Annotated in this window: 20 protein-coding genes; 11 read left to right on the forward strand and 9 right to left on the reverse strand. The window is 60.3% G+C overall.

What is annotated here, in order from left to right; genetic code table 11:
- Nucleotides 1-10 precede the first annotated feature (10 nt).
- On the forward strand, nt 11-769 hold the full coding sequence (gene cobJ / locus GbCGDNIH8_RS03390) for a precorrin-3B C(17)-methyltransferase (protein ID WP_072572088.1): 759 nt from the start codon (nt 11-13) through the stop codon (nt 767-769).
- On the opposite strand, the gene GbCGDNIH8_RS03395 is transcribed toward cobJ, so the two are convergent.
- Nucleotides 739-1,527, reverse strand: a complete 789-nt coding sequence (locus GbCGDNIH8_RS03395) for a cobalt-precorrin-6A reductase (RefSeq protein ID WP_072572089.1) — start codon at nt 1,525-1,527, stop codon at nt 739-741. The two genes, cobJ and GbCGDNIH8_RS03395, sit on opposite strands and share 31 nt — an antisense overlap.
- Nucleotides 1,528-1,541: 14 nt before the next feature.
- Here GbCGDNIH8_RS03395 and GbCGDNIH8_RS03400 point away from each other — a divergent pair, with 14 nt between their 5' ends.
- From GbCGDNIH8_RS03400 to cobM, 3 genes are read left to right on the forward strand one after another with little or no spacing between them, the layout of a single operon-like run.
- Nucleotides 1,542-2,774 carry a bifunctional cobalt-precorrin-7 (C(5))-methyltransferase/cobalt-precorrin-6B (C(15))-methyltransferase gene (locus tag GbCGDNIH8_RS03400; RefSeq protein WP_072572090.1) on the forward strand — a complete coding sequence of 411 codons (1,233 nt, stop codon included), beginning with the start codon at nt 1,542-1,544 and terminating at the stop codon, nt 2,772-2,774.
- On the forward strand, nt 2,767-3,162 hold the full coding sequence (locus GbCGDNIH8_RS03405; RefSeq protein ID WP_072572091.1) for a cobalamin biosynthesis protein: 396 nt from the start codon (nt 2,767-2,769) through the stop codon (nt 3,160-3,162). The genes GbCGDNIH8_RS03400 and GbCGDNIH8_RS03405 overlap by 8 nt, the downstream gene beginning before the upstream one ends.
- Entirely contained in the window at nt 3,159-3,920 is a 762-nt protein-coding gene (cobM, locus tag GbCGDNIH8_RS03410; protein WP_072572092.1) for a precorrin-4 C(11)-methyltransferase, read from the forward strand. The genes GbCGDNIH8_RS03405 and cobM overlap by 4 nt, the downstream gene beginning before the upstream one ends.
- A gap of 5 nt (nt 3,921-3,925) precedes the next feature.
- Here cobM and GbCGDNIH8_RS03415 read toward each other — a convergent pair whose 3' ends face one another.
- Entirely contained in the window at nt 3,926-5,071 is a 1,146-nt protein-coding gene (locus GbCGDNIH8_RS03415; protein ID WP_072572093.1) for a cobalt-precorrin-5B (C(1))-methyltransferase, read from the reverse strand.
- Between the two features lie 72 nt (nt 5,072-5,143).
- Between GbCGDNIH8_RS03415 and GbCGDNIH8_RS03420 the strand changes: the two genes are divergently transcribed.
- Complete coding sequence (locus GbCGDNIH8_RS03420) at nt 5,144-6,469, forward strand: cobyrinic acid a,c-diamide synthase CobB (RefSeq protein ID WP_072572094.1); 1,326 nt, start codon at nt 5,144-5,146, stop codon at nt 6,467-6,469.
- Here the strand turns inward: GbCGDNIH8_RS03420 and guaD are convergent.
- Together guaD and GbCGDNIH8_RS03430 are read right to left on the reverse strand one after the other, a co-directional pair.
- A complete protein-coding gene (gene guaD / locus GbCGDNIH8_RS03425) occupies nt 6,442-7,788 on the reverse strand; it encodes a guanine deaminase (RefSeq protein WP_072573593.1) in 1,347 nt (448 codons plus the stop codon). The two genes, GbCGDNIH8_RS03420 and guaD, sit on opposite strands and share 28 nt — an antisense overlap.
- An 11-nt stretch (nt 7,789-7,799) precedes the next feature.
- Nucleotides 7,800-8,876, reverse strand: a complete 1,077-nt coding sequence (locus GbCGDNIH8_RS03430; protein ID WP_072572095.1) for an aromatic ring-hydroxylating oxygenase subunit alpha — start codon at nt 8,874-8,876, stop codon at nt 7,800-7,802.
- A 192-nt stretch (nt 8,877-9,068) separates the two neighbouring features.
- Between GbCGDNIH8_RS03430 and cobT the strand changes: the two genes are divergently transcribed.
- Nucleotides 9,069-10,106: a nicotinate-nucleotide--dimethylbenzimidazole phosphoribosyltransferase gene (cobT, locus tag GbCGDNIH8_RS03435; RefSeq protein ID WP_253736096.1), complete on the forward strand. Its 1,038-nt coding sequence runs from the start codon at nt 9,069-9,071 to the stop codon at nt 10,104-10,106.
- A complete protein-coding gene (gene cobS, locus GbCGDNIH8_RS03440) occupies nt 10,106-10,855 on the forward strand; it encodes an adenosylcobinamide-GDP ribazoletransferase (protein ID WP_072572096.1) in 750 nt (249 codons plus the stop codon). The genes cobT and cobS overlap by 1 nt, the downstream gene beginning before the upstream one ends.
- Nucleotides 10,856-10,907: 52 nt before the next feature.
- Here the strand turns inward: cobS and GbCGDNIH8_RS03445 are convergent, their stop codons facing one another.
- Genes GbCGDNIH8_RS03445 through GbCGDNIH8_RS13035 form a run of 3 tightly spaced genes read right to left on the reverse strand, consistent with a single transcriptional unit; the run spans nt 10,908 to nt 15,492 of the window.
- Nucleotides 10,908-14,042, reverse strand: coding sequence for an efflux RND transporter permease subunit (locus GbCGDNIH8_RS03445; protein WP_072572097.1), 3,135 nt, complete (start codon nt 14,040-14,042; stop codon nt 10,908-10,910).
- A 6-nt stretch (nt 14,043-14,048) separates the two neighbouring features.
- Nucleotides 14,049-15,320 (reverse strand): efflux RND transporter periplasmic adaptor subunit, encoded by a 1,272-nt coding sequence (locus GbCGDNIH8_RS03450; protein WP_072572098.1) that lies wholly within the window; start codon nt 15,318-15,320, stop codon nt 14,049-14,051.
- Nucleotides 15,313-15,492, reverse strand: a complete 180-nt coding sequence (locus GbCGDNIH8_RS13035; protein WP_172822885.1) for a hypothetical protein — start codon at nt 15,490-15,492, stop codon at nt 15,313-15,315. The genes GbCGDNIH8_RS03450 and GbCGDNIH8_RS13035 overlap by 8 nt, the downstream gene beginning before the upstream one ends.
- 70 nt (nt 15,493-15,562) lie before the next feature.
- Between GbCGDNIH8_RS13035 and GbCGDNIH8_RS03455 the strand changes: the two genes are divergently transcribed.
- The gene (locus GbCGDNIH8_RS03455) at nt 15,563-16,309 is read left to right on the forward strand and encodes a lysozyme family protein (RefSeq protein ID WP_157692536.1); all 747 of its coding nucleotides are present in this window, start codon (nt 15,563-15,565) and stop codon (nt 16,307-16,309) included.
- A gap of 25 nt (nt 16,310-16,334) precedes the next feature.
- On the opposite strand, the gene GbCGDNIH8_RS03460 is transcribed toward GbCGDNIH8_RS03455, so the two are convergent.
- Nucleotides 16,335-17,180, reverse strand: a complete 846-nt coding sequence (locus GbCGDNIH8_RS03460; protein WP_072573595.1) for a fumarylacetoacetate hydrolase family protein — start codon at nt 17,178-17,180, stop codon at nt 16,335-16,337.
- A 198-nt stretch (nt 17,181-17,378) separates the two neighbouring features.
- Here GbCGDNIH8_RS03460 and pepN point away from each other — a divergent pair, with 198 nt between their 5' ends.
- From pepN to GbCGDNIH8_RS03475, 3 genes are all read left to right on the forward strand, one after another.
- A complete protein-coding gene (gene pepN / locus GbCGDNIH8_RS03465; protein ID WP_072572100.1) occupies nt 17,379-20,051 on the forward strand; it encodes an aminopeptidase N in 2,673 nt (890 codons plus the stop codon).
- A gap of 142 nt (nt 20,052-20,193) precedes the next feature.
- The gene (locus GbCGDNIH8_RS03470; RefSeq protein ID WP_072572101.1) at nt 20,194-20,361 is read left to right on the forward strand and encodes a metallothionein; all 168 of its coding nucleotides are present in this window, start codon (nt 20,194-20,196) and stop codon (nt 20,359-20,361) included.
- Between the two features lie 179 nt (nt 20,362-20,540).
- On the forward strand, nt 20,541-21,362 hold the full coding sequence (locus tag GbCGDNIH8_RS03475; RefSeq protein WP_081368816.1) for a sulfite exporter TauE/SafE family protein: 822 nt from the start codon (nt 20,541-20,543) through the stop codon (nt 21,360-21,362).
- A 23-nt stretch (nt 21,363-21,385) separates the two neighbouring features.
- Here GbCGDNIH8_RS03475 and GbCGDNIH8_RS13285 read toward each other — a convergent pair whose 3' ends face one another.
- Nucleotides 21,386-21,577 carry a DUF2934 domain-containing protein gene (locus GbCGDNIH8_RS13285; RefSeq protein ID WP_072572103.1) on the reverse strand — a complete coding sequence of 64 codons (192 nt, stop codon included), beginning with the start codon at nt 21,575-21,577 and terminating at the stop codon, nt 21,386-21,388.
- Between the last annotated feature and the right edge of the window lie 87 nt (nt 21,578-21,664).

Below are 21,664 nucleotides of genomic sequence, written 5' to 3' on the forward strand. Positions count from 1 at the left end.
GAAAACGTCGATGGCGGGCTGGATCAGGATTATCGGGCTGGGGCCGGGCAGTGACGGGCTGTTGACGCCCGATGCCACGCGATGGCTGGCACTGGCAACGGATGTCGTTGGCTATCATCCTTATGTGGCCCGTGTTCCGGCAAGGCTGGGCCTGAGCCTTCATCCCAGTGATAACCGGGAAGAGCTGGCCCGTGCTCGCCATGCGCTGGCCATGGCACAGGCGGGAAGATGTGTGGCGGTGGTCTCTGGCGGTGATGCGGGTGTGTTCGGCATGGCCAGCGCAGTGTTCGAGGCAGTGGAAAATGGCGATCCGGCCTGGACTGGTCTGGATATCGAAGTCGTGCCCGGCATTTCCGCCTGCCTCGCCGCGGCGGCGCGGGCCGGTGCGCCGCTGGGCCATGATTTCTGCGTCCTGTCGCTGTCGGATAATCTGAAGCCGTGGGATCTGCTGCTGCACCGCCTGCGTGCGGCGGCAGAGGCTGGTTTTGCCATGGCCCTCTACAACCCGGTCTCCGCCGCGCGTCCATGGCAACTGGATCAAGCGTTCGATCTGCTGCGGGCGTTATTGCCGGGCGAGGTCCCGGTGATTTTCGCCCGTGCCGTCACACGTCCCGATGAAAAACTGCTTGTCCGCCCCTTGCGGGAAGCCAAAGCGGCTTTGGCTGATATGCGGACTCTTGTGCTGATCTGCACGGAAGCAACGCGTTTGATCACGAAATCAAACGGTGAACACTGGGTTTATGCCCCGCGCTCGGTTACGCGCTCATGATGCAGCCTCTCCAGCCAGTGCATGGCTTCCTCTGCGGTGGTGACGGTATGGGAGGGAGGTGTCATCACCGGTCTGCGCACCATCCAGACGGGCAGGCCGAGCGCGCGACATGCGGCGAGTTTTGCTTCTGTTGCGCTCCCACCGGCATTTTTGGTCACGATACCGTCAATCCGATGCAGGCGCAGCAGGGCAATGTCATCATCCGTTGCAAACGGGCCGCGCGCCGTCAGAACAGTCGCTTGTGGCGGCAGGTGATGCGGCTCGGGCGCATCGACGCTGCGAATGACATAGTGATGCCAGGGACAGGCGCGAAAAGGCGCCAGTTCCTGCCGACCGATCGTCAAAAAAATCCGGCGCGGGATCATGCCGAGCGCAGTGGCGGCTTCTTCGAGCGAGTCCACCATTTGCCAGTGATCGCCTGTAACCGGCTGCCATGCCGGTCTGACGATGCCAAGAAACGGCAAAGGCCGCATCGCGATTGCCTGAGCTGCATTGGCGGAGATGCGGGCGGCGAAAGGATGGGTCGCGTCGATCAGCGCATGCATGCTTTCCTGTTCCAGCATCGCGGCCAGTCCGCTGGCACCGCCAAATCCTCCGGTGCGGCAGGGGATTGGTGGCAGAACAGGGGAGCGTGTGCGTCCGGCAAAGGAAAGCAGTGGCGCAAACCGCTCATCGCCTGCCAGCAGGCGTGCGAGGGCGGAGGCTTCGCTGGTGCCACCCAGTATCAGGCAGCGTGTCGGATCGGATGGAACATGCATAAAGAGAATTCGCCGTGAGTGCGCCCGCAGGCCGGACAGCATGGCTCGGCATACTGGGCATCGGCGAGAATGGTGTCGAGGGGTTGAGCAAGCGGGCCAGGCAATGGCTGGCGGAGGCTGACCATGTCTATGGTGGCACCCGTCATCTGGCATTGGCGGCTTCGCTGATCGGGGATACCGGTATTCCATGGTCCAGCCCGCTGTCATCGTCCCTGCCTGCATTGATGGAGAAACGGGGACGAAAAGTGGCTGTGCTGGCCTCGGGGGATCCGTTTTCCTACGGGATCGGTCCATGGCTGACGGACACTCTGTTGCGGGAGGAATGGTTCTGCATTCCTGTGCCATCCTGCCTGTCTCTGGCGCGCTCCGCGCTCGGCTGGGCGGAAGCGGAGACGGAAACAGTGTCTTTATGCGGACGTCCTCTGGAGACATTGCATCCGTTTCTTCAGCCGGGCGGTCGGATTCTGATTCTGTCGGCAGACGCTTCGACACCTGCGCTTGTGGCCGGCGAGATGACACGGCGCGGCTTTGGCTCAAGCACTCTCTGGCTGATGGAGGCGCTGGGCGGGAATGAGGAGCGCATTCGTAACAGTGAAGCGCAGACCTTCAGCTTCTCTGATATCGCGCCGCTGAACATGTTGGCGGTTGAGGTGGTTGCAGACCAGACGGCGCGTGTTCTTCCATTGAGTGCCGGCCTGCCGGATGCATGGTTCGCGCATGACGGGCAGATCACCAAGCAGGATGTGCGTGCGGCGACACTGGCGGCATTGTCTCCGCATCGGGGAGAATTGCTGTGGGATATCGGATGCGGGTCCGGCTCGATCGCGATCGAGTGGTTGCGACATCATCCATCCATGCGGGCAATCGGTATCGAGGCTGATACGGTGCGGGCGCAGCGTGGGCGGCAGAATGCTCATCAACTCGGCGTGCCGCGCCTGAGCATGATCGAAGGGCGTGCGCCGGAGGCACTGGATGGCCTGCCTGTGCCGGATGCGGTTTTCATCGGTGGAGGCTGTTCCGCTGCGGTGATTGCCTTCTGTCAGGCAGAACTGCGCTCCGGCGGGCGGCTGGTGGTCAATGCCGTGACGCTGGAGACGGAGGCTCTGCTGGCCGGGATATATCAGACCCATGGTGGCAGATTGACGCGGCTTTCGATTGCGACGGTGGGTGCGGTGGGACGACTGCATGCGTTTCGTCCCGCTATGACGGTGACGCAATGGGTCTGGCAGAAGCCGTTTCATGAGTGAGGGAAGGCGGGTTGTGGCAGGGCTCGGCTGCCGCCCGCTCTGTGCAGCAGAGGCGGTGATCGCGCTGCTGTATCAGGCGGCGCAGACGGCGCCTTTCAGCATGGTGGCGATCCCGGAATTCCGCACCGGAGCGGATGGGTTGATGGAAGCGCTGACGCGGCTTGGTTATCCGGTACAGGTGATAAGCATGGCGGCTTTGCAGGATGTACAGCATCGCTGTGTGACCCGCTCGGCGGCGGCATTACGGACAACCGGTCTGGCCTCGGTGGCGGAGGCGGCCGCACTGGCGGCAGCGGGACCGCTGGCACACTTGATCCTGCCACGTATCGCGGCTGATGGCGTGTCCTGTGCGCTGGCGGCGGCATCGGCAACAGAGGGGATGGCATGACGGTTCACTTCATCGGGGCAGGACCGGGGGCGGCTGATCTGATGACAGTGCGCGGGCGCGATCTGATCGCTTCCTGTCCGGTCTGTCTCTATGCCGGATCAATCATTCCGGCAGCCCTGTTGGAACATTGCCCACCCGGAGCGGAGATCATTGATACGGCATCGCTCGATCTGGAGGGGATCATGGCGCATTGCCGCTCCGCGCATGAGCGCGGGCTGGATGTCGCGCGTCTGCATTCCGGTGATCTGTCGATCTACAGCGCGGTGGCGGAGCAGCGCAGGCGGCTGGAACAGATGGGTATTCCCACCAGCTTCACGCCGGGCGTTCCGGCCTTTGCCGCTGCATCAGCGGCAATCGGGCGGGAACTGACACTCCCGGGCGTGGCGCAGAGCGTGGTGCTGACGCGTGTCTCTGGCCGTGCCTCCTCCATGCCGTCACGCGAAACGCTGGAAGCCTTCGCTGCGACCGGGGCAACGCTGGCGATCCATCTGGCCGTGCATGTTTTGCGCGATGTCGTTGCTCGGCTGTTGCCTTTTTATGGCGCGGACTGCCCGGTCTGCGTGGCGGCGCGGGCAAGCTGGCCGGAGGAAGCCCTGTATCGTGGCACGCTTGCCACCATCGTGGCGCTGGTGGAGGCGGGGGCGGAGGAACGCACCGCCCTGATTCTGGTCGGTCCGGCGCTGGGAGAAGAGGATTTTCAGAACAGTGCGCTGTATGACACCGATTATCGTCGGCGTTTCCGGGGCGGGCAGCCGTAACCGGCTCAGCAATCCTGTTCGTGGCGCCCCATCAACTGGCCGTCCCGGCTGAAGATCAGCACATCCAGCATGATCCCGGTGCCTTGCAACTGACTGGCCGCAGTTTCCCATGCGCGACATGCCATGGTATCGCCCAGCGGAAAGCCTTCATGGGCGGCGATGACAAATGCTTCGGGCGTGGTATTCGCGGCGGCAAGCTGTGCGGCAAGTGCCGGACTGCCCCCCATCGTGCTGACCAGACTGCCCAGCGCCTCCATATCCACATGTCCTCGCCGCGAGTGCAGATCGAGTCTTCCCTGTGCCAGCTTGGTGATTTTCGCAATCCCCCCCGCAATGGACAGGCGCGGCACAGAATGGCGGCGGAGATATTTCAACATGCCGCCGACGAAATCTCCCATTTCGATCAGCGCGGTATCGGGCAGGGCGTGCAGTTTTTTCACCGCCTGTTCCGAGGCATGGCCGGTGCTGCCCGCAATATGACGGAGACCGCTGGCGCGGGCCACATCGATGCCGCGATGGATGCTGTCGATCCAGGCCGAGCAGGAAAATGGCACCACGATCCCGGTCGTTCCCAGCACCGATAAGCCACCGACGATGCCGAGACGCCCGTTCAGTGTGCGCTCTGCCAGCGCACTGCCATGGTCAATGGAAATCTCGATACTGGCGGAGGGTGCGCATCCAAGGATCGCGGCTTCCTCGGTAATGGCCTGGGTGATCATCTGGCGGGGAACCGGATTGATGGCGGGTTCACCGGGGGGCAGCGGCAGGCCGGGACGGGTGATGGTGCCGACGCCCGCCCCGGCGCGGAACACCAGCCCGGCCTTGTCCGGCAGGCTGCGCACGGTGGCGCGGATCATGGCGCCATGCGTGACATCGGGATCATCTCCGGCATCCTTGATTACGCCGGCCATGGCGGCGATGCCATCGGGGGTTTCCGTCATGATCCGATGATCAGCCAGCGCGAAAAGCGGTCGCGCTCCTCCGGGCAGGCATATTTCCACCGGATCGGGAAAATGCCCGGTGTGAAGCGCCGAGAAGGCCGCACGGGCCGCCGCGGTGGCGCAGGCGCCGGTGGTCCATCCGCGCCGGAGGGAAGGGGATGAGGTCACAGCATCGAGTGTAACGCGAAACCGCGCCTTGCACATCGCCATGACGTGTCAGAAGGTCGGCGCGATGAAAAAGGATCATGGTGTGCAGGACAGACCGCGCCGGGAGCGGCTTTCATGACGGTGACAAAAGCACTGATGGTGGCCGCGCCGAAATCAGGCTCCGGCAAGACGACCGTGACGCTGGCCCTTGCTCTGGCCTTGCGTCAGCGTGGGGTGCGGGTGCGGATCGCGAAGAACGGTCCGGACTATATTGACCCGGCCTTTCATGCCGAAGCGGTGGGGTTGCCCTGTTTTAATCTGGATAGCTGGGCGATGCCGCCGGTCGCGCTGGATGCAATCTGGACGGAGATGGCCGTAGAGACCGACCTGATCCTGATCGAGGCTTCCATGGGATTGTTCGATGGCGGCGGCAGCCAGCCGGGACGGATGGGGGCGGCGTCTGATCTTGCTGCCCGGTTCGGGGTGCCGGTTCTGCTGGTGCTGGATGTCAGTGGACAGTCGCAAAGTGCTGCGGCGGTGGCCCGGGGATTTGCCACGCACGATCCCGCGGTGCGTCTGGCGGGGGTGATTGCCAATAACCTTGCCAGTGACCGCCATGCAGGGGGCGTGGCGCATTCCATGCAGCGTGCCGGGTTGCCGCTGCTGGGAACCGTGCGGCGCGGGGCTGTGCCTTCCCTGCCTGAGCGGCATCTGGGGCTGGTGCAGGCACGGGAGCATGGCACATTACCGTCCTTGTTCGAGGCGTTGGCCAGTGTTGCAGAGGCCTCGTTTGATCTGGAGGCGATCCTGTCCGCAGCCGTTCCGGTTATTTTGCCCCCCCGAGAGGATTCGGTGCCTCCGCTTCCGCCTCCGGGACAAAGGATTGCACTGGCCTGGGACGATGCGTTCAGCTTTGCCTACCCGCATATGCTGGCTGGATGGCGCAGGGATGGGGCGGAGATCGTTTGTTTCTCACCGCTGGCCGATCAGCCGCCTCCTGAGGGGTGTGATGCGGTCTGGCTGCCCGGTGGCTATCCGGAGCTGCATGCAGCACGGCTGGCCGCGGCCTCCCGCTTCAGGACCGGCATGCTCCGGGCGGCGGAGCAGGGGACGGTGCATGGCGAGTGTGGTGGCTACATGGTGCTCGGGGCCGGTCTGGAAGATGCGGAGGGTATGATCCACCCCATGCTCTCTCTGCTGTCGCATGTTACCAGTTTCCGGCAACGGCGGCTCAATCTTGGATACAGGCAGGCTATTCTGGAGGATACTTGCGTGCTTGGGTCGCAGGGAGCGGTGCTGCGGGGGCATGAATTCCATTATGCGCGGGTGATCGATCCCGGTAGTGATGCTCCTCTGGCGCGTTTGTCAGATGCGGAAGGGCGGGCGCTCGGCCTGTCAGGAGGGATACGCGGGCGGGTCAGCGGCAGCTTTTTTCACGTGCTGGCCAGCGAGGCCGCCTGACCGGGCCGGGAGGGGCGCCCGGCAATATATGTTTCCACCACGGCACGGTCATCGCCCAGAATTTGCAGGGCAAACAGACGATCTGCCAGCGAATGTCCTCCCGCTGAGTGGCCTTGTGTGCGGCGGGCCAGCAGAGGGGTTGCGGCTGGATCGAGCACTACGAAATCGGCCTCCTGTCCTTCTTCCAGTGCGCCGATCCGGTCGCGCAGGCCGAGAATGGAGGCGCCCCCAGCCGTCGCCAGATAAAGTGCTGTGAAAGGATCGAGGCTGGTGCCGCGCAACTGGCCGGTCTGATAGGCCGCGCCCATCGTATGCAGCAGGGAGAAGCTCGTGCCCGCTCCGATATCCGTGCCGAGACCGATGCCAACACCGTGCTCCTCTGCCTGTTGCAGATCGAACAGGCCGGAGCCGAGAAAACTGTTGGATGTCGGACAGAACGCAATACCGGCCTGTGCCTCGGCCAGCGCCTGAAAGGCGCGGGCATCGAGTTGCACACCATGCGCGAAAACGGATCGGGCCGTCAGCAGGCCGAACCGTGCATAAACGTCCAGATAATCCCGATATCCTGCCTCTGGTGGAAACCGCTCCGCCACAGCGGAGCATTCGGCTACGTTCTCGGCCAGATGCGTGTGAAACAGCGCATCGGGATAGGTCCCCAGCAGATCGGCAGCAAGATGCAACTGGGCATCCGTGCAGGACAGTGCATAGCGTGGCACGATGGCGTAACCGAGCCGGTTGCAGCCATGCCACCGTTTGATCAGCCTGTGCGTGTCATCACGGGCGGTCTCGACCGTATCATGCAGATGCTCCGGGCCGAGATCCATCAGAACTTTGCCGGAGATGATCCGCATGTTGCGTGTGCTGGCGGCTGCAAACAGGGCATTGACCGAGGTCGCATGCACTGTGGCAAAAACCAGCGCCGTGGTGGTGCCGTTGCGCAGAAGCTCATCCAGAAAAAACTCTGCCGAGGATTGTGCGTAGGCAGGATCTGAAAACTTCATTTCCTCCGGAAAAACATAGCGGTTGAGCCATTCCAGAAGCTGCGATCCGTGGGAAGCAATGCACCCTGTCTGCGGGTAGTGAACATGGGTGTCGATCAGTCCCGGAATGATGAGCTTGCCCGGATAATGCGTGACCGGAACATCAGAAAATTGTTCTGCGACGATGGCATAGGGGCCACGTGCAATGATGATGCCGTTCTCAAACACCAGCATGCCATCAGGATCATGGCGGATGGCAGCACTGCCATGTTGTTGGGGATGATGAGAAACAGAAATGATCTCACCACGAACGGCGTGTAAAAACCCTTGTCTTGACATGATTTTTTCGATCATGCCGTAAAGAAGCGGCTGAATCCACGTTCCCGCAGGGCGCGACGATAGGCGATCGAGCTTCGATCTGCCATGACATGCGCTTCGAGCGTCGGATCAAGCGGCAGGCATTCCGGTTTCTGGGCTTCCACGATGGCCTTGTCTTCCTCGAAAACACGGCGGTTGAAGTCATAGACTTCCTGAATGGGCCGGTCCGTATCGAAATTCCGTGCAATCGGCACGAACAGGCGCGTGACGCGGGCCGAAACGGGGGAGGCCGCATTCATGATCACCAGCCTGCCATGATCCGGAAAATCAATGCTGAGTGTTGCGGTGAAAGGCAGATGCACGCGAAAGTGCCTCAGCCATACAAAATCTTCCGGCACGGGCTTATCTGAACCATGCGGGTAATTGCTGAGAGAGCTGCGATACTCGACTTCAAACCCATCCTGGGTCGGGACGGGAATATAGGAAGGTACAGTGGTATTCTCGGGATCCCCGAACGTTCCGGTATGGACGAAGCCGAAATGGGCTACATCCAGAAATCCTTCCATCTGGCGTCCGGCAAAGCCGAAAATATCGATCCACGGACAGGTGATCTGCTGGAATCCGGAATCGTCCCAATGTGGCATGGGCGGGATAGAGGCGGATCCTGTTTCATCAGGCCGCAGACAGGTCCAGATCAGACCATAGCGCTCTGTGCTCGGATACGTGCGCAGATGCAGTTTTCCGGGAATGGCGCTGCCAGGATGGGCGGGCACCTTGAGACAGCGTCCTTCCGCACCGAAGCGGAATCCGTGATAGGCACAGGTGATCGACTGTCCATCCCCATGTCCCATACTGAGAGGAACGCCGCGATGCGGGCAAAGATCACCAGCGATGACGATCTGTTGTCCGGCGCGGTAGATCACCAGTTCTTCATCCAGCAATCGGGCGGAGAGAGGCTGTTCCCCTACCTCCCGTGCCAAGGCCACCGGGTACCAGAACCGGGCCAGTTTCTGCCAGTCTGCGGCCTCGAAGGTACAGTTGCGGGGCAACTGATCGATAGGGGGGGCGGCATGGGAGGAGGAGATTGAAGGGGCCGGAACTGCCGTCATGCCGGTTCTGTATCCTGCTGTGCTAACGGAATAACTACTCTGGGCATGGTTGCAAAGGTTCGCCCCTGGCATCAAACACTAAATGGAGTCTTGCAGGATGCGGGTACGGTTGCCCCCTCTCCTGCGGGGTGGATCTGTCCAGTCTGGTGTATGTCCATGATGACGGACAGGGCATTCAAAAGGAAAGAGCCGTTGTCGCAGAAATCGAAAACCCTGATCAGTGACCTTGATGCCTTTGTTTCTGACGCGCGGGCTTTTCAGGGGGGAGATGCTCAGGCCGAGCGGGATGTAGCCACCAGAATGGCGGAGCTGACCAAGCCGGAGGGCAGTCTCGGGCGGTTGGAGGACGCGGTCGGATGGTTGGCGCGGTGGCAGGGGCGTTCCAGACCAAGGCTGGAGAGTGTCGATATTCTGGTTTTTGCCGGCAATCACGGCGTTGTGAATCAGGGTGTGTCACCTTACCCGGCTGAGGTGACGGAACAAATGGTGGCGAATTTTGCCAATGGCGGTGCGGCGATCAATCAGCTCGCCCGGGCTGGACAGGCCGGATTAAGGGTGATTGCGCTGGATATTCATCGACCCACGGCAGATATCACGCAGGCACCCGCCATGGATGAGTCTGCTCTTCTGAATGCAATGCGCGTGGGCGCGCAGGCGGTGAAGGCTTGTGACCTTCTGTGTCTGGGGGAGATGGGAATCGGTAACACCACCATTGCTGCGACTCTCTCTGCGGGTCTGTTCGGGGGAAATGGAACAGACTGGGCCGGGAGGGGAACCGGCCTTGATGATGAGGGGCTGAGTGTGAAACGCAAGGTGATCGACCGAGCCCTGTCGCTGCATCGTGATGCTTCTACGCCATTGGCCGTGATGGCGGCACTCGGTGGAAGAGAACTGGCAGCGATACTGGGTGCCGTGTGGCAGGCCAGACGCCTTGGTATTCCGGTGATGCTGGACGGCTTTGTTTGTACCTCCGCGGCAGCTCCGCTGGCCGTGCTGGTCGAAGGTGGGCTGGATCATACTCTGGTCGGGCATCTGTCGGTCGAGCCGGGACATCGCCGCATTCTGGAGCGGCTGGGAAAAGAACCATTGCTCGATCTCGGCATGAGACTGGGAGAAGCCTCCGGTGCGGCAATCGCGCTTTCCGTTCTGAGGGCCGCGCTTGCCTGTTACAACGGAATGGCAACCTTCGCCGAAGCCAGTGTGGCAAGGGCTTCAGCGGCTATCCGTTGATGGGCTGGCTGAATGACCGTTTCCGGGAGGTCGCGGCGGCAGCCATGGTGCTGACGCGCTTGCCCGGCCTGCGTTTTGAGCATTCTTTTCCCGCTATGGCATCGGTGGCATGGGCGTTTCCGCTCGTTGGGGGCATGCTGGGTCTGATGATCGGTTGCGTGCAGGTCATGCTGATCGATCTGTGCGGGATGCCGTCATGGCCTGCCGCCGTCATCTGCGTGGCGCTGGGTGTCCTTATGACCGGTGCCCTGCATGAGGATGGTCTGGCTGATTTTACCGATGCTGCCGGCGGCCATACGACAGAGAAAAAGCTGACGATCATGCATGACAGCCGGATCGGCAGTTTTGGTGCTGTCTCCCTTATGCTGTCCTTGATGATACGGACGGCCTGTATCGCTTCATTGCCTCCTGATGGGTATGCGGTGGTGGCGATGATCGCCTCATTGGCAGTGTCTCGTTTCTGTATCCTGCTGATCCCTTTTTTCCTGAATCCTGCACGACCGGAAGGATCAGGGGCGATGATGGCAGGGATCGGCCCTGTGCAGCTTGGCATGGCGGCAATTTCGACGGTGGTAATGGCTTCTTTGGCAGGCATCCATGGCTGGCTCGCCTTTCTGGCGGCTTTGCTGAGCACATGGCTGGTCGGGCGCTATGCGCGAAGGACGCTTGCTGGCTTCACCGGGGACGTACTGGGCGCGACAGAGCAATGTGCTGTCTGTGCCGCCTTTCTGGTCATGGTCTGCGGGTGAGGAACATCGGCTGACATGCAAAAGGCCGGGGGATGCCCCCGGCCTTTCTGTTTCAGTGTTGTGGTTTCTCCTTGCGGGAGAAGACGCTTTTGATGCGTTCGCGCAGGCTCTGGAACGTCACATACAGCATCGGGATCATGAAGATACCGATACAGCTGGCGGCCAGCATGCCGGCCATGACCGACGTGCCGACATCCCGCCGGCTGATCGCGGCGGCACCATGCGCTACCACGAGGGGAAGCAGACCGAGGATAAAGGCGATGGAGGTCATCATCACCGCCCGGAACCGGGTTTTTGCGCCCTGCATGGCGGCTTCCTTGATGCTGTCACCATGTTCGCGTCTTTCCTTGGCGAACTCGACGATCAGGATGCCGTTTTTGGCGGCCAGTGCAATCAGCACCACCAGCCCGATCTGAGCGTAAATATCCAGTGAGAGATGCGCGATCAGAATACCGGCAAAAGAGCCGAGCACGCCAACGGCAACAGACATCAGCACCGGAACCGGGATCATCCAGCTTTCATAAAGTCCGACCAGGAACAGATATGCAAACAGCAATGCCAGCCCGAGAATGGCGCCGGTCTGTCCCGATGCAGCCACTTCCTGATAGGCTGTACCGGTCCATTCGAAATCATATCCTGGGGGAAGGGTTTTTTTCGACACCGCCGCCATGGTGTTCAGCGCTGTGCCGGAGGATATACCCGGAGCAGGGCCGCCATTGATGGTAATGGAACGATAATTGTTATACCGCGTGATGACCTGCGGACCGACCACGAAATGCACCGTTGCGATGGAACGCAGGGGTACACTCTCACCGTTCTTGTTGCGCACATAGATCTGCCACAGATCCTGTACATCATTACGGTTGGCGGCCTCACCTTCGATATTGACCTGCCAGACGCGTCCAAACAGGTTGAAATCGTTCACATAAAGCCCGCCAAGGGTTGCCTGCAGCGCGGTGAACACATCACTGATTGACAGTCCCAGCGCCGTTGCCTTGTCCCGGTCGATATCCAGGTACAGGGACGGATTGGTGCTGGTGAATGTGGTGAAAACACGGGAGAGGGCCGGATTCTGGTTGGCGGCAGCGATCAGCCCCCGTGCCACACTGCCGAGGGAGGCTGGATCCTGACCTTCCAGACCTTCAAGCTGATATTCAAACCCGCCTGTTGTCGACAGGCCGATGATGGGCGGCAGGTTCAGCGGAAAGACGATGGCTTCTCTGATCTGCTGTGCCGCGCCTGCGATGCGGCCGATAATAGCCTGCGCCGACATGGAAGGATCGGTACGCTGATCGAAATTTTTCAGCTTCACGAACATGAAGCCGGCATTTGGTTCCTGTGCACTGTCCAGAATGGAGCGACCGATGATCTGCACCACATCCCGGACGCCGGGGATGGGATGGATGATATTGTTCAGTTTTTCCATCACGGCGGCAGTACGATTGACGGAGGCTCCATCCGGCAGCTGGACGATGACGAAGAAGCCACCCTGATCTTCTTCCGGCAGGAACCCGGTGGGGGTCATGCGGGAGATCATGAAGATCCCGCCGCCGCATACTCCGACCAGCAGAATCGACAGGGCGGAAATACGCAACAGGCGCAGCACGATGGCGGCATATCCGTCACGAACCTTGTCGATCCCTCGCGAGATGAAGCCGAGAATGCCTCGCTTTTCACCGGTATGACGGAGAAACACCGCGCAAAGCGCTGGTGACAGCGTCAGCGCATTGATCGCTGAAATCAGCATCGAAATACTGATGGTGACGGCAAACTGCCGGAACAACTGACCGGAAATACCCGGAATGAAGGCGACCGGGACGAACACGGACAGCAGCACCAGCGTGATGGCGATGATGGGCGCTGTGATCTGTTCCATCGCCTTGATGGTTGCGTCCTGTGGTGAAAGCTCCGGCTCCTCCTCCATCACGCGCTCGACGTTCTCGACCACCACAATGGCGTCATCGACGACGATACCGATCGCCAGCACCATTGCGAGCAGGGAGACCGTATTGGCGGAATATCCCATGGCCAGCAGACCGGCGAAGGCACCAATCAGGCTGACGGGCACCGCCACGCTGGGGATGATCGTGGCGCGCAGGCTGCCAAGGAACAGAAACACCACCAGCACGACCAGAACAAAGGCTTCGGCCAATGTGCGCAGCACCTCGTGAATCGTATCGGTCACGAAGGTCGTGCTGTCATAGCTGACCTGATATTTCATGCCTGGCGGGAAGCGCTCGGCCAGTCCGGCCAGTCTTTTATTGACGGCCTCTGCCGTGTTCACTGCATTGGCACCGGGAGACAGATAGACTGCAACGGTGACGGACGGTTTTCCGTTCAGGCGGGTTTCGCTGTCCTCATTCTGACCGCCCAGTTCGACACGGGCCACGTCCCGAACCCGCAGAATCGAGCCGTCAGGATTGGCACGGACGATGATATTACCGAACTGCTCCTTGGTGATCAGGCGGCCCTGCGTCTGGACATTGAACTGAAATTGCTGATCCGGCCCGATTGGGCGCGCGCCGATGCGTCCCACCGGGGCGACGGTGTTCTGTGACTGAATGGCCGCGGCAATGTCGGATGGAGAAAGATTCAGGCTGGTCAGGCGGTGAATGTCGAACCAGACCCGCATGGAGTACATCTGCTGGCTGAACAGCATCGCCTGCCCCACGCCGGAGGTGCGGCTGATCGCATCCATCACTGAAATCTGGAGATAGTTGGTGATGAACAGAGGATCCTTGCTGCCATCACTGCTGTAGAAGCTGATGAACTCCAGAATGGCGGAGGATCGCTTCTGCACCGTCAGCCCTTGCCGTTGCACGATTTCCGGCAGGCGCGATGTGGCTGTCTGCACACGGTTGTTGGTGTTGACCGTGTCGATATCGGGGTTGGTGCCCAGCGCAAAACTGACGGTCAGGTTATAGCTGCCATCATTGCCCGCGGTACTCTTCATATAGAGCATCTGGTCCACACCGACGACCTGGGCCTCGATCGGCTGGGCGACGGAGCTTTCGACCACGGCGGCAGATGCGCCCGGATAGGATGCGGTAACCTGAACCTGTGGCGGCACGATATCGGGGAACTGGGCCACCGAGATCCGGGTGAGGGAAATTAGTCCTGCAATTGTAGTGACGATCGCGATGACAATTGCCAGTCGTGGGCGTCGGACAAATACGGCTGAGATCATCGGGGCTTACCCGCGCGCCGGAGGAGGAGGAGTGGTCGCCGGATTGGGGGATGCCGGGCCGGGTGCTACTTTCTGGCCCGGCTTCATGACGCGTTGCACACCTTCCACAATAACCGTCTGGCCGGGTGTCAGCCCTTTCAGCACCACGACATTTTTCTGATCAGAGGCGCCAAGTTCGACATTGGTGCGGACGGCCTCGTTCTGGGTATTGACGGTATAAACGTAGTTACCCTCCTGGTCGGAAAGAACGGCAGCGCGCGGGATGGTCAGGGCCTCGACCGGCTGGACACCTTCCATGATGACCTGCACGAATTCACCATCAATCAGCTCCCTTACCGCGTGATCACCGTCCTTGCTGATAATGGGATTGGCGATGGTAGCGCGCAGCATGATCGTATCTGTCGTGCTGCTGATGGTGTTGTCGGTGAAGTTCAAATCGCCTGTCTGGTCGTAGATACGGCCATCCGGCAGGCGCAGCTTGATCTTGACGGCTTTCAGGCCGCCTTTTTTGTAGTAGCGGTTCCGCAGCTCCAGCGCCTCTGGCACCGGAACCGGGAACAGGATCCACATTGGATCCTGACTGACAATGGTGGCCAGCGTGCCGGTATTCGGTGTGACCACGTTACCGATGGTCAGACTGGTGCGACCGATCTTGCCTGCAATCGGGGCACGGATATCCGTATAGGCCAGATTGATCTGGGCTGAACGCAATTGGGCCTGATTGGCCATGACCTGCGCTTCATCCGCCAGCACAGCGGCGCGGCTGTCATCATAGACCGAGCGCTGGCCTGCAGGCGTGTTCAACAGCGCCTTGGCACGACCCATGGTAAGCTGGGCATTGTTCAGCGTGGCCTGCGCCTGCTGAACCGCTGCGGCTTTCGCTTGTACATCCGCCTCGAAAGGTGGCTTTTCCAGCGTATAGAGCAGGTCACCCTTTTTGACCTCGGCCCCTTCTTTGAACAACTGCTGTTCCAGAAAGGCCGTGACACGGGGCACCAGATTAACGCGGTCAGTGGCCTGAATACGTCCGACAAACTCGTTGGTCTGGGTGTATGGAAGCTTCTCGGCCTTAATGACCCCAACCGGCGGCGGCCCTCCACCGGGCCGTCCCTGCGCCAGCGCTATCTGAGCCGTGCCGGTCAGAAGTGCAGCAGCGATGAAGGCGGCCAGAGAAGCCGCTTTCATCAAGCCTCCCCCTGCATGCGATGGACGCTTCACCACATCGGAGCGATGCGTCGATGCGGATGAGGTAGGGATGTGAACGAAGCGATCATGCATGGAAGTGAGATCCTGCCTTACCATTGCCGGTCAGCATGTCATCTGACCGATTGGTCAACCAATAATGACGCAGGTACGGAACGGTCAATCGTTGATAACGATTATACTGTTCTGCCTTGATGGCGTCATATTTGGCCTTTCGGCCGACATGCCGCATGTTCATTGCTGCCATGATCGTTCAGATGCGCTGTTTCAGGCTCGTTGTATATTTTGTCCCGCTCGTCATCGGACAGCCAGTCCTGATGGCTGCGCCCGTGGAGAAACCGGTGCGGGAGCAGAAGGTTTCTCCAGAAACATGGGCGCGTGAGCAATCGAGACTGTGCCGGAACGCGATTGATAAGGCCGAGCGCCTTTTCCCCGTCAAAAAAGGATTATTGCTGGCCATTTCCCGGGTTGAAAGCGGTCGCCCTATCCAGATTGAGGCTAACAGAGCCGCACAGTCACTGGAGCCCTGGCCATGGACTATTAATGCGGACGGGCAGGGCTATTTTTTTGACAGCAAGGCTGCGGCGGTTGCATGGGCAAAGCAGGCGCTCGCCCGGAAACGCGTTCAATTTATGGATATCGGATGCATGCAGGTGGATTTGCAGATGCATCCTGCTGCCTTCAAAACCGTGGAGGAGGCGTTTGATCCTCACACGAATGTGACCTACGCCGCCCGGTTTCTGACAGCGCTGCATGATGGTCCGGCCAATAGCGATTGGGGGTTGGCTGCGGGACTCTACCATTCCTCGACCCCGGCTCTGGCGGCTGATTATCGCAACAGGGTGGCGGCTGTAGGGGCGGGAGTGGTCTCGACGGTCATTGCCTTTCCGCCGACTTTCCTGTCAGCAAAGCGGGCCGGGACGCTGCATATGGCGCTGGCGGGGGGAGGATCACTGGCGATCAATGTCCGCCGCCAACCTGCCCGCATCCATCGCAGGCAGAGCCCCTGTGCGGTGGCCCGTATGCTCGGCTCCTACCTGCCGCGCCGTCCACGCGGTTGCTGACGGCGCAAGCAGGGAGGGGCGTCCTTCAGCCCTGATAGGTGGTCTGTCGCTGCTCGCCGAGACCGGAGACGCCCAGAGTCATGGTCTGGCCTGGGCGCAAATAGATTGGCTCCGGCTTTTTGCCCATGCCGACGCCCGGAGGGGTGCCGGTGGCAATCAGATCACCCGGATGCAGGGTGATGAACTGGCTGACATAGCTGACCAGGGTCCGTACGCCGAAGATCATGGTGCGTGTGTTACCGGTCTGCATCCGCTCGCCATCCACATCGGTCCACAGATCAAGGTTTTGCGGATCTGGAATTTCGTCCTGTGTCACCAGCCATGGGCCGACCGGCCCGAACGTGTCGCAGCCCTTGCCCTTGTCCCAGGTGCCTGCGCGTTTGGTCTGGTATTCGCGCTCGCTGACATCATTGATGATGCAGTAGCCAGCGACATGCTTCATGGCATCATCCTCGCTGACATTACGGGCGAGGCTGCCGATGACGATTCCCAGTTCCACTTCCCAGTCTGTGCTGGTTGATCCGGGCGGAATGCGGACATCGTCATAAGGGCCGCAGAAAGCACCCAGCGATTTCAGAAACAGGATCGGCTCCCGCGGGATTTTGCCACCGGTTTCGGCGGCGTGGTCAGCGTAGTTCAGGCCGATGCAGATAAAATTGAGCGGCAGCGGCACGCATGGTCCGATTCTGGGGGAGCCTTCGACCAGCGGCAGGGTTTCCGGGTCCAGCCGACCGAGTCTGGCCAGGCCTTCCGGCGACAATACGCTGCCTGCGAAGTCGTTGACATAATGCGAGACATCGCGTGGACGACCGGCAGCGTCCAGGATGGCAGGTTTTTCTTGCCCGGGAGGGCCAAGTCTAAGCAATTTCATATCATAATCTCCCCTCATTTTCGGCATATCATTTCGCAGTGGTGGAGGGAAGCCGTGAAAATGCATGAGGCTGATGCATCTGGCTGATACATGGTGCGTGTGGATGGGTGGTTGAGCCGGTCGGGAATGCCCTCCATCCTGCACGGGATCGCGCCTTTTGGCTTTTGATGCCCATTCCGGATGAAAGACACAGACCTCATGCCCGCAGATGCCAGTTCCGCACCGTCTTCCACCGTTGCTCCGGTGCCGGTCCGGCTGAGTGATTACACGCCGCCCGCCTACGGGGTGGAGCAGGTCGATCTGGTGTTCCGTCTGGATCCCGCCCGAACCGTGGTGCAATCGCGGCTGCATGTGATCCGCCAGCCCGGTACGCCGGAAGGGGCCGTTTTCCACCTGGATGGGGAGGCGCTGGAACTGCTGTCCCTCCGCATCGACGGCAGGGAGGCCAGCAGAGAAGAATACCGCCTCACCCCGCACGGGCTGGACATAGCCGGTCTGCCTGCCGAAAGCGTGCTGGAGATCGATACTGCCATCGCACCGGAGCAGAATACCGAACTCAGCGGGCTGTATGTCTCACAGGGAGCATTCTTCACGCAGTGCGAAGCGGAAGGGTTCCGGCGCATCACCTATTTCCCGGATCGCCCGGATGTCATGGCACGCTATATCACCACCATCGTCGCGCCGCGTACGGTGCCGGTGTTGTTGTCAAACGGCAATCCGGTTGATGCGGGGGAGGCTGAAGGCGGATTGCACTGGGCGAAGTGGGAGGATCCGCACCCGAAGCCCTGTTATCTGTTCGCGCTGGTGGCTGGCGATCTGGCTGCCGTGCGGGACAGTTTCGTCACACGCTCTGGCCGGACGGTTGCTCTGGCGATCTGGGTGAGGGATGGGGATCAGGACCGCTGTGCCCATGCGATGGACAGCCTGAAACGCTCCATGCGCTGGGACGAGGATGTGTTCGGCCTGGAATATGATCTGGACGTGTTCAATATCGCCGCCGTCAGCGACTTCAATATGGGGGCGATGGAGAATAAGGGGCTGAACGTCTTCAATACCAAATATGTGCTGGCCCGTCCCGATACTGCGACAGACAGCGATTATCAGGGTATCGAGACCGTTATCGCCCATGAGTATTTTCATAACTGGACAGGCAATCGCGTCACCTGCCGGGACTGGTTCCAACTGACCCTGAAGGAAGGGCTGACGGTTTTCCGGGATCAGGAATTCAGCGCCGATATGGGCAGCCGGGCGGTGAAGCGCATCTCCGATGTGCGCACCTTGCGCGCAGCACAGTTCCGGGAGGATGCCGGGCCGCTGGCTCATCCGGTGCGCCCGGACGCTTATGTGAAGATCGATAATTTCTACACGGCGACCGTTTATCAGAAAGGAGCCGAGCTCGTCCGTATGGTCCGGACCCTGATCGGGCGCGAGAAATTCCGGCAGGGGATGGATTTGTATTTCCAGCGCCATGACAACCACGCCGTGACACTGGAGGATTTCGCCGCTGCCATGCAGGATGCATCCGGGGTGGATCTGTCCCTGTTCCGGCGCTGGTACGGGCAGGCGGGCACGCCGGTTCTGCGGGTTACGGATGAGTATGACGCCTCGGCGCGCCGTTATGTCCTGCGTGTGACCCAGCATACATCGCCGACACCAGGTCAGGAGGAAAAGCAGCCTTTGCTGATCCCCATTGCGGTCGGGTTGCTGGATGAAACCGGCGCGGCTTTGTCATTCCGGTTGGAAGGGGAGGATAAAGCCCGTCCCGACACAAGAATCCTGCGTCTGGAACAGGAAACACAGAGCTTCGTGTTCCATGATGTGGCGCGGCCACCACAGCCTTCCCTGCTGAGGGATTTCTCTGCACCGGTAAAATTGGCCGATACGCCTGCGGAAAGGCTGCGTTTTCTTGCAGCCCATGATTCCGATCCGTTCGTGCGCTGGGATTCCGGGCAGCAATACGCCACACAGAAACTGTTGCAGCAGGTAACGGCTTACCGGAATGGCGCGGCTCCATCGCTGGATGATGGCATTATGGAGAGTGTGGCTGCCTCCATCGCCCGTGCGCCGGAAGACCCGGCACTGGCGGCGGAGGCGATGGCCCTGCCTGCGGAAACCACATTGGCTGATGCGATGGAGGTGGTGGATGTCGATGGCATTCATGCCGTGCGCCGTGCCGCGCGGGCTGCGATCGGCCAGCAACTGGGGGCCGCGTTGCGGGCAGGATATGAGGCATGGAGCACGGGCGATGTGACCGCGCTGGATGGCAGGGCAATGGGCGGCCGGGCTTTCCGCAATGCCTGTCTCGGCTATCTGGTCGCAGCCGATGAGGGAGAAGCCGGTGAGGGTGTGACACTGGCCTGGAAACAGTTTCAGGCCAATCGCTGCATGACGGATGTACTGGCTGCCTTGTCGGTGCTGGCGGATACGGGCGTGCCGGAGCGGGAGAAGGCGCTGGCTCTGTTCTATGATCGCTGGCGGGGGGATGCGTTGGTGCTGGATAAATGGTTTGCCATCCAGGCCATGTCCTCTCGACCGGACGCGCTGGAGCAGGTGAGGCAGCTGATCCGTCATCCTGATTTCGACTGGCGCAATCCGAACCGGGTGAGGGCGGTGCTGACCAGTTTTGCTTCCGGAAATCAGGTCCGGTTCCATGATGCGTCGGGGGCAGGATATGCGTTTCTGGCAGACGCGATTCTGCGTCTGGATGGAATCAACGGCCAGATTGCGGCCCGGATGACGGCTCCTCTGGGGGCATGGCGGCGGCAGGATCAGGCTCGTGCAGAACTGATGCAGGATCAGTTGCGACGTATTGCAGCCAAGCCTGATCTGTCCGGGAATGTCAGGGAGATCGTTGATCGCAGTCTGGGTTGAAGCGCAGTCAGGTTACAAATTCGTATCAAATATATCTATATGTATTGATATATTGGTGGTGTTGGATTAGGGAATGATCATGCCGCAGCGGTCACCAGGATGCTCCCTGCGGTCATCAGAAAAATGATCGAGGAATGAACCCATGAGTGCTGCCAATACCATTAAATGTGCGTGCCCGGATTGCGTGTGCGAAGTGGAGCAGGGCAAGGGCATCCAGCGCGATGGGCATACCTATTGCGATGAAGCCTGTGCGTCTCATCACAAGGATGGCTCTGGCTGTCACCATGCTGGCTGTGCCTGCCACGGCTAATTGAAAAGACTGGATTAGTCAGTACAGGGCGGCATGATGCCATGCATCATGCCGCCCTTTTTATGATGACCCTGTCCTTCTTCCTCTTGCCGTATTGTCAGGGGGGACATACACCGCCTGATCATGGGCTGACCTGGAAATAGCCAGTCGCTTCGGGCGGCTTATCCATTCAGTTTTTTTTGGATGATTCAGGGCAGCGGACGGTTTCTGTTTTGGGCTGGCTTACACATATCGACCCCGTTTATTTATTATCCGGCCTCGGAGTGGGTTTTCTTGTCGGCATGACCGGGGTTGGCGGCGGCTCGCTGATGACGCCGCTGCTGGTTCTGCTGTTTGGGGTTCATTCCCAGACGGCCGTTGGCACCGATCTGCTGTTTGCCGCCGTCACTAAATCGGTTGGCACCTCGGTTCACGGTTTTTCCCGCACTATTGACTGGGCCGTTGTCAGACGTCTTGCATCCGGCAGTGTCCCGGCCTCGGCAGGCACGTTGCTGTGGCTACACAGCCATGGCGGGCTCGGGCCTGACATATCCCGTATGATGGCCTACGTTTTGGGCAGTGCGCTGCTGCTGACGGCGGGAAGTCTGTTTTTCCGTCCATGGCTGCATCGGATTGCGGGGACCAGAAGAAAACCTCTTCCCCCGGGACTTGTAGCGCTTCTGACTGTCCTGTTTGGCATATGCCTCGGCATGCTGGTGTCACTTTCCTCCGTAGGGGCGGGTGCCATCGGCGTTACTGTGCTGATTGCGCTCTATCCAGAATTGCCGATGGTGAGGATTGTCGGTTCAGATGTCGCACATGCAGTGCCCCTGACTTTGATTGCCGGTCTGGGGCACTGGATGCTGGGTGCGGTGGACACGAATTTGCTGCTGTCCCTGCTGACAGGATCATTGCCGGGAGTAATCGTTGGCGCTCTTCTGTCATCCCGCATACCTGCGGATATTCTGCGCCCTGTCCTCGGTTGTATCCTGACGGTCGTCGGACTTCGTCTTCTGTTCTAGGTGGGGACGAAGACAGTCGCCTGCTACCGCGCTTCGGTCATCAGGGAGGACGAAGAAGGGGTCGGTGACAGCGACTCTGTCTCCTCCTGCAAAATTTCAATCAGTGCTTCTTCCCAGAACTCTTCATTACGTCCGTGTGGGCGACCTGCCTTTTCCCATAGAAGGTATGCGCGAATTCGTACCCTCTCATCCTGTCTGGTGATTGCTCCAGTCATGGCCCATCCTCATGCGTAGAACCGGGCTGTGGTCCAGTCCGCTTTGACATCACTAACGCTGAAGATAGGGAGTGGCTGCATGCAATC

The organism is Granulibacter bethesdensis (assembly GCF_001889545.1).
Lineage (GTDB): Bacteria > Pseudomonadota > Alphaproteobacteria > Acetobacterales > Acetobacteraceae > Granulibacter > Granulibacter bethesdensis_B.